We start from the raw sequence: 13,928 nt of genomic DNA, 5'->3' as shown, positions 1-13,928 counted from the left end.
GCCGCCTACATTGGTGGAAAGAAAGCCACGCGAAGGCTGATTAATACCAGCGAGGCCGACCCCAATAGCAGCCAAGGGCAGGGAGTTAATGGCTTTCGAGGATAGCGCTGCCAGCTTAAACGAACCAGCGCACAGATCATCAGCCCAAGCAGAGCGCCGCCGACCAGGTCACTAAACCAGTGCACGCCTATAACGAGCCGTGACAGTGCCATCGGCACCGCCAAAGCAATCGCCACCCAATAGATCCAGATACGTTTTTGGAGAGGTAGCTCTGAGGCAATAAACGCGGCGGCCAGGCCCAATACGACAACCGATGTTGACGTATGGGCGCTAGGATAAGAGAGCGAGCCGGTCAGGTAATCGGGGGTATCAGGTCGAGCACGTCCGAAAATGGCTTTACCCAGCGTGTTAAGAAGCGCTACGCCTCCCACTGCCGCTCCCCAATGCAGCAAGGCATCCCATCTTCTATAAAAGATCATCCATAGTGCCCACGGCAGCAAAAGGACGGCAATGCCCAATTTGTCGCCAATCTTGGCGAATACGGCACCTATAGCGATAAGGGTATCGTTTTGAAGCCAGCTAAAGAGCCGTTGGATATAGAGGTCTAGCGTCAATGGACCATTGTGATGCACAACCAGCAGCGTCCAACCCGAAAGGCAGGTTAAGGCAATAATAAATAGCAGCAGCGAAGCGAGAGGAACTTCGCCAGATTGGCTCATGACAAGCCAGGGTCTGCGCATAAACGGAATACGACGCGCTAAACGAGCGGTGGCAAGGTAGAGGCGCCCATGACGGCCCACCTGTGCTCGCCCCCAGGAAAACACTACCGCGAGTACCACCACGCAGGCGGCTATTATGATCAATGCTGTTTCGATGCCCGGGGGAAAATCAAGGTGTTCTTGCCATGTTCTTCCGAGCAAATAGCCTGGCAGTACATAGGCAGGTGCCCACAGCGCGGCAGATGTGATATTTGCCCATAAAAAATTACGGGGTGGCATCCGCATCATGCCCGCTATGAGCGGAATGACGGGTCTAACCGGGCCAACAAAACGGCCAATAAAGACCGAGTAAAGGCCGTACCGATCAAAAAAACGGGAGCCTCTGCCTAGCCATTCTGGATGTAGGGAAAGTGGCCAGCGTTGAGTGATTTGTGCATGGTGGCGATAACCAAGCCTGAAACTAATGCCGTCGCCGATCACCGCGCCTAAAAAGGCGGCCATTATTAACCACACTAGCCCGATAGACTCATGCCCCGCTAGAGAGGCCACTGCCGTAATCAGCACCACGCCGGGTACCAACAAGCCCACTAATGCTAACGATTCTGCAAGCGAAATGAGTAGCATCAGCAGAAGAAGCATGAAAGGAGAGAGCGAGAGCTGTTGAAAGGTTTCGACTAAAGACACGAGGGACTCCTGGAAGGGCGATACGCTGTCATCCGTTTGCTAGCGCATGAGCACGGGCGTGCAGGCGTTGTATATAGCGCTCGAAGCTCTCTTTATGAGGCAAACAAGCTGCAATACGGGCTTCAAGATGACCGGTTTCAACCAATACACATTGGGAAAGTGCATGCTGTAGCCGCTCACGAACCAGCAGCGCACCGCTTTCGCTGGTGTCGGGCAGCACCAGCCAGAAGGTGGCCTCGCCAGCGCGTCCCAATATGTCATGATCACGGCAGCGACCTATCACTTCGCTACACAGTGTATCAAGTAGCGCGATTTTTGCTCGAGAGCCGAACTGCTCTTCGGCCATATCCAGCTGTGGCAGGTGAATTACCAGTACCGCTAAGCGCTTGTTAAGCATGGCAGCACGCTGAAATTCGTTGTTTAAGCGCTCCTTTAACGTTTCGTAGTTGTAGGCACGACAGTGACAATCATAGGGATCGGTGACCTGTAATAATGCGCGGCGGCGAGCATGCTCCCACCGAGGGAGGGCCAGCAGTAAAAGCAAAATAACATAGCCGAGATAGAAGGGTGGCTCGGGTGTCGGGTGAGAGATAAACAACCAGACAAGGGGGCCAAGCACCCCCGTCAGCACCAAGGCAAGCCAAAGGGGTAAGAGTATAAAAGCAGAGGTGATGGGCAGGCCAAGCCAGATGACTGATACGTTAGAGATAGAAAGCGTACTTAATACCGTCAGGTAGGTGCTGCCTACCAGCAGTACTTGAGATATGTATCCCTTTAATCCCTGCCCTAGATGCATCAGTAGGGCCGCTAATAGCACTAGGGTAACAAACGCGGGTACCCATAAGCTTCGGTAGCTGCCCATTTTATAAAGCCACAACGTGTACCCCATCATTACTGCCAGGCTAGTAATGTAAGTGATTGTCATTAGCCGCTTGGAGAATGGATAGCTGTTCATGAAGAACCCTGCGCCTTGGGGGTATTGCAGAGGTGTTCAAGCGTTAAGGTTGAGGGCTCAATATCCATTAGCGGCTCATGATGGCTAACGACATTTTCAGGGAGCGCTGCCTGGAGCTGCTTGCGACGGCGTGTGGCTTCTTGTGGTGAGCGAGAAAGCATCAAGGCGGCAAGCGTTGTGCTATTCAGGCGATAGGTGTTCTCAAAGGAGTAGGTTAGCTCACAAAGCTTTTTTGCGGTGGGCCAAAGCTGGCGCCGCTTAACCTGCAATATAAATAGCTCTGCGTAGATAACCTCGCGCTCAGAACGGGTTTGTTCACGGGGAAGATCGCGCAGCAACTGTTCGCCAGCCCAAAGGTTAACCTTTGGGATAAGGCGTAAACGCTGGCCGATAGCCCCATTCATATCAACCAATTGGCGTGCGCTAGAAACCGCCAGTAAGCACAATATGCCCAACAGCAGCAGTATTAGCCCCCCGGCCGGAAGAGGTAATTGTGGCGCTATTAAGGCGCCGCTAAGTAATGCGGCCATGGCATTAAGCGCAAGGACCCAGCGTGCCTGAGGCAGCATGAAAATAGCCGCCCACGCCCAGATCAACATGTCATGTTGCTCTGGCGCGCTGGCAATCAACCCCAGTAGTAATAAGCCCGGCAGCACTTGCCAGGGCAGCCCTCTGGAATGACGATGACTAAAGTCCAGAAGCAGCGCCGTAATGCAAAGCCAACCGACGGATAGCCAAAGCAGTAGGATAGCTATGGGCTGTGCGTCCAACGTCCAGAACGCTAGTGCAGCCGCTGCGGCGAGTAAATTGGCTCTAAGCAAGTGAATTTTGTATTTGCTTTGCATGGTGGCTTACTATTCACCTTCACGAACTCCATGTACGTTCCCCGTCGTCTAATCAGCGGTGACAGGACCAAATGTGAAACTTAAAATGCTCATTATAACGTTTAAGTAGCGTAATATATTGCCTACTACTGGACACAATTACGACGCGCCTGACCAGATAAAATGATGGCGGCGTGCATGATGATAAAGGGAGACAGCATGAGCGTTTCAACGCCCTTACAAGATGAGGCTCAACAGCAACTCACCGCCGGTGATGTTCCCGCATACATGCAGGCGCTTGGAAAGGCAGCGCGTTCAGCCGCAAGCGAGCTACGTCGTGCCGATACCGGCATAAAAAATCGTGCCCTTGAATCAATAGCGCAGCAGTTGATGGCTGCTCGCGCGCGTATTTTAGGCGCCAACGCTCAGGATATGCAGCGCGGTAAGGAAAATGGTCTGGATAGTGCGCTACTTGACCGTTTGGCGCTTGATGACGCCCGCTTTGATGCGATGATTGAAGGGCTGCGTCAAGTGGCTGCCTTACCTGACCCGGTGGGTGAGATAGACGATATGAGCTATCGACCAAGCGGCATCCAGGTAGGCAAAATGCGCGTGCCTTTAGGTGTCATTGGCATCATTTACGAATCACGCCCCAATGTAACGCTTGAAGCGGCCAGTTTGTGCTTAAAATCGGGCAATGCCTGCATTTTACGCGGCGGGTCAGAGGCGAGCGCGTCCAATCAGACCATTGGCGAATGCATTACGCAAGGACTGGTCGATGTGGGGCTGCCTGCTAACTGTGTTCAGGTGGTGGCGACTACCGACCGTGCCGCCGTCGGCGCATTAATTAGCATGCCTGATTACGTGGATGTCATTATCCCGCGTGGTGGGAAATCGCTCATTGAGCGAATTTCGCGTGACGCTAAAGTGCCCGTTATCAAGCACCTTGATGGCGTTTGTCACGTTTATATCGATACCACGGCGGATCCCGCAAAAGCCATGGCTATCGCGGTCAATGCTAAAACGCATCGCTACGGCACCTGCAATACCATGGAAACACTTCTGGTAGATGCACCGATTGCTGATTTGCTGCTGCCAGAGCTGGCGCGGGCTTACGCAGGACATGAGGTTGAGCTACGAGGCTGTGAGCGCACTCAAGCGCTGCTTCCTCAGGCCTTGGCGGCATCCGAGGATGATTGGTATGCCGAATATCTTGCCCCCGTGTTAGCGATCAAAATAGTGGATGGCGTGGAAGAGGCGATTGCGCATATTGAGCGCTATGGCTCGCACCATACCGACGCCATTGTGACTCAGGACTACTCCCTGGCGCGCCGTTTTATGGCTGAGGTGGACTCAAGCTCTGTGATTGTGAATGCTTCAACTCGTTTTGCCGATGGGTTCGAGTATGGGTTAGGTGCTGAAATTGGTATTTCGACCGATAAACTGCATGCGCGAGGGCCGGTGGGGCTGGAAGGCCTTACCACGCGTAAATACGTTGTATTCGGCGATGGCCAGGTTCGCCAATAAGGCGTGTACGATATGAGTTTTGCAGCGCTATGAGTTGTAGGCCGATATGAATTCAGTACCCATAAAAGCAGGCATGCTGGGAGGGACATTTGACCCTATTCATCATGGCCATTTGCGCAGCGCCCTGGAAGTGCGAGAAGCGCTGGGCCTTGACCAGCTTCATATGATACCGGCGCCAAAGCCACCTTTACGTGGTGCGCCACAAGTATCGGCAGAGCAACGAATGGCGTTGTTACAAGCCGGGATTGGCACTACGCCTGGACTTTACGCTGATAGCCGTGAGCTGCGCCGCGAAGGGCCATCCTACAGCGTTGATACGCTTGCTGAACTGAGGGCTGAATATGGCGAGCAGGCACGTTTAGTAATGGTGATTGGGTTTGATGCCTTTTTACGCCTTCCTCAGTGGCAGCAGGTCGACACGTTGTTTTCCCTCGCTCACTTGGTGGTGATGGCAAGGCCTGGTTATCAAGCGTCCTGGTCTGATGAATTAAGGGAACTGGTAGGGCAGCGTGAAGTCGAAGGCGTGGACGCGCTGATGCAGCGCCCAAATGGTGGCGTTTTACTGCTGTCGCTCCCTTCGATGATGGCAATTTCAGCGACCTATATTCGTCAGCGGCTTCGTGAGGGGAAAAGCGTTCGTTATTTGCTCCCGGAAGCGGTTGAAGAGGCCATTTTACATAAAGGCTTTTACCAGGATGTTGAATAGCGCTGGTAGTCACGGAAGAAGCCGTTACAATGGCCCGTTTTGTTAGCCGAATACCACACGAGGTTATCTGCAGGAGTCATGCACATCGATACACTGAAAAGCCTAGCGCTTGATGCGTTAGAAGACCTTAAAGCACGCGATATCACTCAACTGGACGTTTCCAGCTTAACTGAGGTCACCGACCTTATGTTGATTGCTAGCGGTACGTCTACCCGGCATGTTGCGGCACTTGCGCAAAACGTCGTAGAAAAAGCCAAGGCAGCCGGTCTTGCGCCGCGCGGTGTTGAAGGCGGTGATAATGCTGATTGGGTATTGGTCGACCTGGGTGACATTGTTGTTCATGTCATGATGCCGGAAGCCCGTGTGCTTTATGACCTTGAGCGTCTCTGGGCAGACCTGCCTAGCGACGCAAGCATGGCGGATGAGGCACGCGCACTTTTTGAAGAGCGAGCCACGATGTCATGAGGATAAGGCTGTTGGCGGTAGGTACGAAAATGCCTGCTTGGGTTGAAGAGGGCATTGAAACCTACCGTAAACGGCTCCCTCGGGATTTCAGTCTTGAAATAGAAGAAATTCCGCTTGGTCAGCGCGGTAAAAATGCGGATATTGCCAAAGCGCGTGCTCAAGAAGCTCAACGCATTCGCGATAAACTGCGCGGTGATGAGTATGTGGTTGCACTGGAAGTAAAAGGCAAACCCTGGACAACCGAACAGCTGGCCCAGGAAGCGGATGGCTGGCGTATGGAGGGCCGCGATATCGTATTGCTGGTAGGCGGGCCTGATGGTCTTGAACCTTCCCTCTCTGCGATAGCCGATAAAGCGTGGTCATTGTCACCGTTAACGCTGCCGCACCCGTTAGTTCGTATCATGCTGGCCGAGCAGCTTTATCGCGCCTGGACGTTATTAGTTGGTCACCCCTACCACCGTTAACGGCTCAAAAGGTGGTGGTATTTGTTGGCTGTGTTGCGTCAATCGTCTGATTTGAGAGTCATCTGTTGCCATGCCCCAGCGCCGTGACACGCTAAAAAATTCTGAGCAAGAGTTACGCATTTTCCGTGTCAGAACGCTTCTTGCCGTTCTGGTTGTTGTAACGCTTACCGGTCTTCTGGTAGGGCGTTTAGGCTACTTACAAATTGTTCAACACGAAATTTACACCACGCGGTCAGAAAAAAACCGCGTGCGTGTTGAGCCATTGCCGCCTAATCGAGGATTAATTTACGACCGAAATGGTGTGCTGTTAGCCGAAAACCGGCCTACTTATAACCTGACGCTGGTGCGTGAGCGTGTTGATGATCTTGATGCAACGCTGGCCCTGTTAGTGGAATTGCTGGAGCTGCCGGAAGAAGACATCGAGGCCTTTAACGTACGTTCACGCCAGCGTCAGCGTCCTTTTCAGCCAGCGCTCTTGATGAGCGATCTGAGTGAAGCCCAAATCGCGCGGCTCGCGATTAACCGCCACCGTCTGCCAGGCGTTGAAGTCGAAGCCCAACTGCTACGTTACTATCCCGATTCAAACGTTATGGCCCATACGCTGGGCTATGTAGGGCGTATTAATGTTGATGAGCTGCAAAATTTGGATGCCGGCCGTTATGCCGGCACCCACTTTATTGGTAAAACCGGCATTGAACGCTTCTATGAAGAGGAGCTTCATGGCGAAGCAGGTCTGCGTAAAGTCGAAACCAACGCCCGAGGGCGAGTATTAAGAGAGCTGGGCCGCACGGACCCAGTGCCTGGGAAGAACATAACGCTGACAATTGATAAGTCGCTACAAACGCTTGCCTACGAGTTAATGGATGGGCGGCGTGGGTCGATCGTCGCTATTGCGCCTGCAACGGGCGAGATTCTGGCCATGGTGTCGACGCCTGGGTTTGACAGCAACCAGTTTGTGACCGGGATCGATGTCGCCTCCTATCGCGGCTTGCAGAACGACCTGGATTTACCTCTTTTTAACCGCTCTATTCGTGGTCACTATCCACCAGGTTCGACCATTAAACCCTTTTTAGCCCTCGCGGGACTGGCTGGGGGGGTTATTACCCCAGACAGCACGATTAGCGACCCAGGCTATTATCAACTGCCTAATGACTCCCGGCGTTACCGGAACTGGTTGCGCTGGGGGCATGGCCGTGTGGATTTAGAGCGCTCATTAGCAGTATCTAATAATACTTACTACTACACATTGGCCCATGATTTAGGTATCGATAATCTGCATGAACGGATGAATGGGTTCGGGTTCGGGCGACGAGTCGCCTACGATGTTCAGGGTGAAAGCACTGGGTTGATGCCGTCTCGCGAATGGAAGCGGGAGCGTTTTAACCAGCCGTGGTATCCCGGCGAAACCTTGTCAGTAGGTATTGGCCAAGGTTACTGGCAAGTAACGCCGTTGCAGCTGGCAAGTGCAACGGCAACGCTTGCCAACCGGGGCCACTGGGTAAAACCCCGCTTAGCACTCCAGGTGGGCGATACATCGCTTTCTGAAGATTTACCCGACACGCTGGACGATATTCAGTTGGAAAATGATGCCTGGTGGGACCGGGTATTTAGCGGTATGGAGAAAGTGCTCAGCGGTAGCGAAGGCACTGCACGGCGGACTGGCGTTGGCCTTGAGTATCGAATGGGCGGCAAATCGGGAACGGCTCAGGTGTTTTCCTTGGGTCAGGACCAGCGCTATAACGCCGATGAGCTTGAGGAACGCCTGAGAGATCACGCCTTGTTTGTAGCGTTTGCGCCGGTTGATTCCCCCCAAATTGCCGTGTCGGTTATCGTTGAAAATGCGGGCGGCGGCAGTACCCATGCAGCGCATTTGGCGCGCGCCATGACCGATGCATGGCTTTTAAAAGATGAAGCTCCTGACGCAGATGATGTACGCGAAGTGTTGGAAGAAGATACCGCTCAAGTGGAGGGGAACTGACCTATGCCTTGGCAGACGCTTACCCGCCCATTGCGTCGTTATCCCGTTCGACCGCCCGATAGCGGTATCGCGCGACGTAAAAGTATTTGGGAACGCATCCATCTTGACCCTTGGCTATTAGGCCTTTTGTTGGTCTTAATGGTGGGCGGCCTACTGGTTTTATATAGTGCGTCTGGCCAGCGTATTGAGTCGGTAATCGCTCAGGCGATGCGGTTTGGCGTTGCGCTGGCGGTGATGGCATTATTGGCGCAGCTGTCACCGACCACGTTTTTACGCTGGGCACCCTTTGCCTATGGTGCAGGGGTCATCATGTTATTGGCAGTGGAAATTGCCGGTGATATTGGCATGGGGGCTAAGCGCTGGCTTGAGATCCCTGGCGTTATCCGATTTCAGCCCTCAGAGATGATGAAGCTAGCGGTTCCGTTAATGGTGGCTGCCTATTTAAATCGTTGCCAGCTTCCACCGCGATTAAAAGATATTGTGGTGTGCGCGGTGATCATTGGTGTGCCGGTTGTATTGACCGCTATTCAGCCGGACTTGGGTACATCGTTACTGGTGGCCAGTGCGGCTGTCATCGTGGTTTTGCTCGCGGGTCTTTCCTGGCGCTTGATTGGATTTGTGGGTGCATTGTTGGCTGCGTGTGTGCCGCTCTTGTGGATGAATATGCACAATTACCAGCGTCAGCGGGTGTTAACCTTTCTTGATCCAGAAAGCGACCCCCTAGGTTCGGGTTGGAATATTATCCAGTCAACCACTGCCATTGGTAGTGGAGGGCTATGGGGAAAAGGGTGGCTGGAGGGCACGCAGTCGCAGCTTGAATTTCTGCCTGAGCGGCATACTGATTTTATTATTGCCGTATTGGGTGAAGAGTTTGGGCTTATCGGGATGCTGGTTTTATTGGCGCTTTACTTGATGATCGTAGGTCGCGGTATTTGGTTGGCGGCTTCTTCACAGGATACGTTTGGACGTCTTTTTGCCGGCAGTATTATTCTCACTTTTTTCATTTATGTGTTTGTAAACGTGGGGATGGTCAGCGGCATTTTACCCGTGGTAGGCGTGCCGCTGCCCTTGGTGAGTTATGGCGGCACCTCTAGCGTGACCTTGTTGGCAGGGTTCGGTATTCTCATGTCTATTCATGCCCATCGTCGGCTATTGCCACGTTAGTATTTCAGTCAGGGCGGTGTGTTTTCAAAGGAGTGGTGAGTTGATAAAAAGGGCCCGAAATAAAGCTGGCAGTTGCCTTGTCGCCGCGCTAATAGCGTGTTCGATGCCTGCCGTATTCGCTGAGGAGCACTCGGCGGAAGGGGTGGACCTGCAACATAATGAACGCACCCAGATATTGGTAGATGAGTTAATCGCCCAAGGCATACCGGAAGCGTGGTTACGCGATGCTTTCTCTCAAGCAGCGTATTCTCAAGAGGTGCTGGATGCCATGGAAGGTGCGGTAGAGCGCCGCTTAAAGTGGCACGAGTATCGCGATATATTTTTAACTGAGCAGCGTATCGAAGAGGGCGCTGCCTTTATGCAAGCACACGCTGAGACCCTGGCACGTGCGGAAGATGTTTATGGCGTGCCGGGTAATGTTATTACCGCCATTATTGGCGTAGAGACGTACTATGGCCGCCATAAAGGGCGCCATCGCGTGCTGGATTCACTGGCTACGCTGGCGTTTTATCACCCCAGTCGAGGGGATTTTTTCCGAGGTGAGCTAGCCGCCTTTTTACAGATCGCCTATGAGCAAAAGGTCGACCCGGCTGAACTTTATGGCTCGTATGCAGGCGCAATGGGATATCCTCAATTTATTCCCACTAGTTACCAGGCCTATGCCGTTGATTTTGACGATGACGGCATTCGTGATTTATGGGAAAACCCAGTGGATGCCATCGGTAGCGTCGCGAATTATTTTGCTGAGCATGGCTGGCGGCACAATGGTGCCATTTATCATGAAGCAACGGGACCGGAAGTGTTGCCCCAAGCGCTGACGTTTAACCAAACGTCTTCGCCGACCATGAGTGTGGCCGAGACAGCCCAGCAAGGGATTGAACCGCAAGAAGCGCTTACTGATACCTTGTTTGTGATGCCCTTGGTGTTTGAGAAGGATGATGGACAGCTACGCTATCGGCTGGGTGAAAACAACTTTTATGTTATTACACGCTATAACCACAGTCATTTATATGCCATGGCAGTGACAGAGTTAGCTGAGGCCATTCAACAGCAGGCTGAGGAACAAGGATGAACATGTTGCAACCAAGGACCTGGCAAGTAGGCAGTATGATCGCCTTGATAATATTGGTAAGCGGTTGCGCGAACCGTGAAGCTCAGCGCGTTGCTACGCCATCTCAAACTCACCCTGACGCTGCTGCACCCGCCGCAAGTACTACTGCCAGTGGAGGTGGGCGCTATGCCATGCATGGGGATGCGTATCCTGTTGCGCCGCCGGATGTATCCACCGTGCCGGATGCTGTACCACGTAATGAACCGCGTTCTGCAGGAGGCAACCGTCCAACCTATGAAGTATGGGGTGAAAAGTACCATGTAATGCCGGATGCTTCTGGCTATGCCAAGCAAGGTTTAGCTTCGTGGTACGGCGAAAAATTTCATGGCTATGCGACCTCAAATGGCGAGATTTACGACATGTATAAAATGTCGGCGGCGCATCGCTCGCTACCGTTGCCCACCTTTGCACGCGTTACCAGCCTGGACAGCGGGCAGTCAGTGATTGTCCGTGTTAACGACCGTGGTCCTTTTCATAGCGATAGAGAGATAGATCTTTCATACGCAGCCGCCGCCCGGTTGGGTATATTGGATAATGGTACAGGACGAGTAAAAGTCGAGGCCATTGAGCCTGATCGTTGGCTAGCTGAGCGCGGCGGGGCGCCCGCGAGTGCTGCGCCGGTTGCGAATGCGCCCGTTGCCGAGTCCGCATCGTCAGCCGCTACGCAACGTGCGCCTGCAGCCGTACCGCAAACAGCCCCGTCTGTGTCCTCTAATAACCCCTCTGAGGGTGAGGTTTCAGGCGGTTATTACCTCCAGATTGCCGCCCTGGAAAGTGCTGATAGCGCTCGTAAGCTTAGTCAGCGATTGAAGAACGAATTGCCACACAGCGTTCGTGTGATGAATGAGGCTAACGTGCATCGTGTGCAGGTGGGGCCAGTAACACCGGCTCAAGAGACCCAGGCTCGGGAAGCGCTTCGTCAAGCGGGGTTTCCTCAAGTTTTTATCGTGAGATAATTCATTTTTTTATATTCTTTGGTGCTTAGCGCCACTTTCTTGCAAGTGAGATGTTAGTGATGAATGTATTCGTGTCGATCCGCCGCTCTGCCCAATTGTGTTTGTTTGCGGCTATGGCTGCTGTTGCGTTGCCTGCTGCGGCTCAAGTCATACCTCAGCCGCAAACGATTATTCCAGCCGCTCCGCAGCTTGCTGCTAGTTCCTGGATTTTAATGGATGCCAATAGTGGGCGAATTCTGGTTGAGCACAACTCAGACGAACGCTTGGCGCCTGCAAGCTTGACCAAGCTCATGACCGCCTACCTTGTTGAACGTGAGTTGGATCGCGATACCATCGCATTGGATGATCTGGTCAATGTCAGTGAAAACGCCTGGCGGACTGGTGGCTCAAAAATGTTTATTGAAGTGGGCAACCAGATCCCCGTCGAGGAGTTACTGCACGGAATTATTATTGTGTCAGGTAACGATGCCAGCGTGGCCATGGCAGAGCACTTGGCGGGGGGGGAGGCTCCTTTTGCAGACTTAATGAACCAGCATGCGGCTCGACTGGGGATGGAAAATACCCACTTTGAAAATGCAACGGGTCTTCCTTCTGATAATCACTATTCAACAGCGCATGACTTGGCGCGACTTTCACGCCATATCATCAATGATTACCCTGAGCACTATGCGATCTACTCGCAGCGCCACTTTTCCTATGGTGGCATCGACCAGCCCAACCGTAACCGGCTGCTGTGGCGTGACCCGTCAGTAGATGGTTTGAAAACGGGTTGGACAGATGCTGCGGGCTACTGCCTGGTGTCGTCAGCTGAGCGCGATGGCATGCGGCTTATTTCTGTTGTGATGGGCACCAATTCGGATGAAGCGCGCGCGCAGGAAACTCAGAAGCTTCTAAGCTATGGCTTTCGCTTCTACGAAACCATGAACCTCTACGAGCGTGGTGCTGTGCTTGCAACGCCGCGTGTTTGGGGTGGTGACATTAACGAATTGCGTGCGGGGGTGGATGAAGAAGTGTTTATGACCCTTCCGCGCAACCGTAATGAAGAGCTGCGTGCTCGTCTTAATCTACACTCTGATTTACAAGCACCTATTGCGGTAGGTGATGATGTGGGCACGCTAGAGGTCTACTTGGGTGAAGAGATGGTTGGCGAGCGCCAATTGGTAGCGCTTGAAAATGTGGAAGAGGGCGGGCTGTTTAAACGCCTTTTTGATCAGGTTCAGCGCTTCTTCAGCGGTTTAATTGCGAACTTCACTGACTAAGTGATTCGGCTCAGGTGCATCCTGGGCCTTTTTTAACTTCAATAAAAGGCGCGTTATGACTAAGGATACGAAAAAGGGATTTCGAGACCTGCGCGAGCCGGTGGCAGAAGAAGCCCCCAAGATCACTTTTCCTTGTGACTACTCTTTAAAAATAGTAGGTGATGCTGCTGAGGATTTTACGGCTTGTGTTTGTCAAATCGTGGTGCGTCACGCACCGGATTTTGATGAATCGACGCTGCAAGTGGTGGATAGTCGAAACGGTCGTTTTCAATCCGTTCGCATCACGATTAATGCGACCAGCGAGCAGCAAATTAGCCAGCTGTTTGAAGAGCTAAAAGCCACTGGCCGTGTTCATATGGTGGTGTGAGTGAGCAGTTCTGCACCTGTTGAGCTGCACTGCTTGGGTCGCAGGCCGTATCTGCCCGTTTGGGAAGCAATGCGCGCCTTGACGGATTCTCGTGACAGTGAGACGCCGGATCAGTTCTGGCTGGTAGAGCATGACGCTGTCTTCACCCAAGGGCAGGCAGGCAAACCTGAACATCTACTGATGCCAGGCGACATACCGGTGGTGCAAACCGACCGTGGCGGGCAGGTAACGTATCATGGCCCTGGGCAGATAGTGCTGTATCCGCTATTGGATGTTCGGCGCAGTAAAATAGGCGTGCGTGATCTGGTGTCTGCACTGGAAAATGCAGTCATTGCGGTATTAGCCGACTATGGGGTCAGTGCGCATACACGCCCGGATGCACCGGGTGTGTATGTCAAAAGCCCGATGGGCGAGGCCAAAATAGCGTCGTTGGGTTTGCGAATTCGGCGGGGAGCTAGTTACCACGGCGTCGCGTTGAATGTGGATGGAGACCTTTCTGCTTTTCAGCGTATCAATCCCTGTGGCTACGCAGGTATGGCGGTCACTCGCTTGGCTGATCTTGTCGCTTTGCCTAATGAGCATCACGTTGGCCAGCAACTGGCATCTGCACTGGCATTAAAGCTGAACAGAGAGCTGGTTGCTATCGGCTAATCGCAGTGTTTTGCGTAGAGCAGGTATGGTAGTACACAACAAGAAGCCGCCGCGATAGTTAATATTCGCGGCGGCTTCTTGTTTTAAACTTACTCAGG

At 53.0% G+C, this 13,928-nt stretch carries 14 protein-coding genes; 11 read left to right on the top strand and 3 right to left on the bottom strand.

Going from position 1 to position 13,928, the window contains the following annotated elements; all coding sequences use genetic code 11:
* Positions 1–5: 5 nt before the first annotated feature.
* From ACT3RU_RS08055 to ACT3RU_RS08045, 3 genes are read right to left on the bottom strand one after another with little or no spacing between them, the layout of a single operon-like run.
* Positions 6–1,403, bottom strand: coding sequence for a bifunctional DedA family/phosphatase PAP2 family protein (locus ACT3RU_RS08055; RefSeq protein ID WP_192528045.1), 1,398 nt, complete (start codon positions 1,401–1,403; stop codon positions 6–8).
* A 28-nt stretch (positions 1,404–1,431) separates the two neighbouring features.
* Entirely contained in the window at positions 1,432–2,358 is a 927-nt protein-coding gene (locus ACT3RU_RS08050; RefSeq protein ID WP_192528043.1) for a diguanylate cyclase domain-containing protein, read from the bottom strand.
* Positions 2,355–3,203, bottom strand: a complete 849-nt coding sequence (locus tag ACT3RU_RS08045; RefSeq protein WP_192528042.1) for a hypothetical protein — start codon at positions 3,201–3,203, stop codon at positions 2,355–2,357. Before ACT3RU_RS08045 ends, ACT3RU_RS08050 begins: the two co-directional genes overlap by 4 nt.
* A gap of 198 nt (positions 3,204–3,401) precedes the next feature.
* Here ACT3RU_RS08045 and ACT3RU_RS08040 point away from each other — a divergent pair, with 198 nt between their 5' ends.
* From ACT3RU_RS08040 to lipB, 11 genes are all read left to right on the top strand, one after another.
* Positions 3,402–4,709, top strand: coding sequence for a glutamate-5-semialdehyde dehydrogenase (locus ACT3RU_RS08040; protein WP_192528041.1), 1,308 nt, complete (start codon positions 3,402–3,404; stop codon positions 4,707–4,709).
* 46 nt (positions 4,710–4,755) lie between these two features.
* Positions 4,756–5,415: a nicotinate-nucleotide adenylyltransferase gene (nadD, locus tag ACT3RU_RS08035; RefSeq protein ID WP_087107550.1), complete on the top strand. Its 660-nt coding sequence runs from the start codon at positions 4,756–4,758 to the stop codon at positions 5,413–5,415.
* 78 nt (positions 5,416–5,493) lie between these two features.
* A complete protein-coding gene (gene rsfS, locus ACT3RU_RS08030) occupies positions 5,494–5,880 on the top strand; it encodes a ribosome silencing factor (RefSeq protein ID WP_087107548.1) in 387 nt (128 codons plus the stop codon).
* Positions 5,877–6,344 carry a 23S rRNA (pseudouridine(1915)-N(3))-methyltransferase RlmH gene (gene rlmH, locus ACT3RU_RS08025; RefSeq protein WP_087107546.1) on the top strand — a complete coding sequence of 156 codons (468 nt, stop codon included), beginning with the start codon at positions 5,877–5,879 and terminating at the stop codon, positions 6,342–6,344. Before rsfS ends, rlmH begins: the two co-directional genes overlap by 4 nt.
* Before the next feature lie 70 nt (positions 6,345–6,414).
* Positions 6,415–8,322 (top strand): penicillin-binding protein 2, encoded by a 1,908-nt coding sequence (gene mrdA / locus ACT3RU_RS08020; protein ID WP_192528040.1) that lies wholly within the window; start codon positions 6,415–6,417, stop codon positions 8,320–8,322.
* Between the two features lie 3 nt (positions 8,323–8,325).
* Complete coding sequence (gene rodA, locus ACT3RU_RS08015) at positions 8,326–9,486, top strand: rod shape-determining protein RodA (RefSeq protein WP_087107542.1); 1,161 nt, start codon at positions 8,326–8,328, stop codon at positions 9,484–9,486.
* A 103-nt stretch (positions 9,487–9,589) separates the two neighbouring features.
* Complete coding sequence (gene mltB, locus ACT3RU_RS08010) at positions 9,590–10,558, top strand: lytic murein transglycosylase B (protein ID WP_192528039.1); 969 nt, start codon at positions 9,590–9,592, stop codon at positions 10,556–10,558.
* Positions 10,555–11,553 (top strand): septal ring lytic transglycosylase RlpA family protein, encoded by a 999-nt coding sequence (locus ACT3RU_RS08005; protein ID WP_192528038.1) that lies wholly within the window; start codon positions 10,555–10,557, stop codon positions 11,551–11,553. Before mltB ends, ACT3RU_RS08005 begins: the two co-directional genes overlap by 4 nt.
* Positions 11,554–11,612: 59 nt before the next feature.
* The gene (locus ACT3RU_RS08000) at positions 11,613–12,812 is read left to right on the top strand and encodes a D-alanyl-D-alanine carboxypeptidase family protein (RefSeq protein ID WP_192528100.1); all 1,200 of its coding nucleotides are present in this window, start codon (positions 11,613–11,615) and stop codon (positions 12,810–12,812) included.
* Positions 12,813–12,867: 55 nt separating this feature from the next.
* Entirely contained in the window at positions 12,868–13,179 is a 312-nt protein-coding gene (locus ACT3RU_RS07995) for an HP0495 family protein (protein WP_087107536.1), read from the top strand.
* Complete coding sequence (lipB, locus tag ACT3RU_RS07990; RefSeq protein WP_192528037.1) at positions 13,180–13,830, top strand: lipoyl(octanoyl) transferase LipB; 651 nt, start codon at positions 13,180–13,182, stop codon at positions 13,828–13,830.
* Positions 13,831–13,928: the final 98 nt, after the last annotated feature.

Origin of the sequence: Halomonas sp. TP35 (assembly GCF_052375975.1) — a bacterium.
Classification (GTDB): Bacteria; Pseudomonadota; Gammaproteobacteria; order Pseudomonadales; family Halomonadaceae; genus Vreelandella; species Vreelandella citrativorans.
Note: the sequence above shows the minus strand (reverse complement) of the source record. Positions and strands in the feature narration are given on the sequence as shown.

Excerpts from the sequence above, each read along its gene's own strand:
- ACT3RU_RS08050 (WP_192528043.1), bottom strand. The coding sequence starts at position 2,358 with ATGAACAGCTATCCATTCTCCAAGCGGCTAATGACAATCACTTACATT.
- ACT3RU_RS08045 (WP_192528042.1), bottom strand. The coding sequence starts at position 3,203 with ATGCAAAGCAAATACAAAATTCACTTGCTTAGAGCCAATTTACTCGCC.
- ACT3RU_RS08040 (WP_192528041.1), top strand. The coding sequence starts at position 3,402 with ATGAGCGTTTCAACGCCCTTACAAGATGAGGCTCAACAGCAACTCACC.
- nadD (WP_087107550.1), top strand. The coding sequence starts at position 4,756 with ATGAATTCAGTACCCATAAAAGCAGGCATGCTGGGAGGGACATTTGAC.
- rsfS (WP_087107548.1), top strand. The coding sequence starts at position 5,494 with ATGCACATCGATACACTGAAAAGCCTAGCGCTTGATGCGTTAGAAGAC.
- rlmH (WP_087107546.1), top strand. The coding sequence starts at position 5,877 with ATGAGGATAAGGCTGTTGGCGGTAGGTACGAAAATGCCTGCTTGGGTT.
- mrdA (WP_192528040.1), top strand. The coding sequence starts at position 6,415 with ATGCCCCAGCGCCGTGACACGCTAAAAAATTCTGAGCAAGAGTTACGC.
- rodA (WP_087107542.1), top strand. The coding sequence starts at position 8,326 with ATGCCTTGGCAGACGCTTACCCGCCCATTGCGTCGTTATCCCGTTCGA.
- mltB (WP_192528039.1), top strand. The coding sequence starts at position 9,590 with ATGCCTGCCGTATTCGCTGAGGAGCACTCGGCGGAAGGGGTGGACCTG.
- ACT3RU_RS08005 (WP_192528038.1), top strand. The coding sequence starts at position 10,555 with ATGAACATGTTGCAACCAAGGACCTGGCAAGTAGGCAGTATGATCGCC.
- ACT3RU_RS08000 (WP_192528100.1), top strand. The coding sequence starts at position 11,613 with ATGAATGTATTCGTGTCGATCCGCCGCTCTGCCCAATTGTGTTTGTTT.
- ACT3RU_RS07995 (WP_087107536.1), top strand. The coding sequence starts at position 12,868 with ATGACTAAGGATACGAAAAAGGGATTTCGAGACCTGCGCGAGCCGGTG.